The organism is Myxococcus llanfairpwllgwyngyllgogerychwyrndrobwllllantysiliogogogochensis (assembly GCF_006636215.1).
GTDB classification, from domain to species: domain Bacteria; phylum Myxococcota; class Myxococcia; order Myxococcales; family Myxococcaceae; genus Myxococcus; species Myxococcus llanfairpwllgwyngyllgogerychwyrndrobwllllantysiliogogogochensis.
In genome coordinates this window covers 1-428 of record NZ_VIFM01000823.1, presented here as the reverse complement: position 1 = coordinate 428, position 428 = coordinate 1, and the positions used below count along the sequence as shown (strand labels likewise).

The 428-nt window shown below is 59.6% G+C and carries 1 protein-coding gene; it reads right to left on the bottom strand.

What is annotated here, in order from left to right; genetic code table 11:
- On the bottom strand, positions 1-428 hold a 428-nt coding region (locus FJV41_RS55975; RefSeq protein WP_220138029.1), incomplete at both ends, for a hypothetical protein.

The following is a 428-nucleotide window of genomic DNA, read 5'->3' as shown; positions in this document are numbered from 1 at the left end:
GTATTCTGCTCCGCCAGCACGATGCGGATCAACAGCATAATCAGGCCCAGACGCACGATGCTGCCGCTGGAGAGCCATTTGGTATTGAGCAGGGGGTTGCTGCGGTTATGCTCGAAGGTAATCGCAGCGACGATCAGTATTACCGCCGCCGCCAGCGCCCAGCCGATCCACGGCGCTTCAAACCACCACTCGAGCCGCCCCAGCGACAGCACGGCGCACACCAGCGCCATGCCGGGCGCCAGCAGAAAGAAGGTAATGAAATCCTTTTTTTCGAACACTTTTTTACGATCGCTTGGCGGCAGTTTTAGCGCGATGACGCAGGCCAGCGACACCAGCGCCAGGCCCAGCTCAAAGAAGTAGAGACCGCGCCATTCATCGGTCTGCAGCAGTTCGGTGGAAAAGAGGCGCGCCAGGGGAATGGCTAGCGA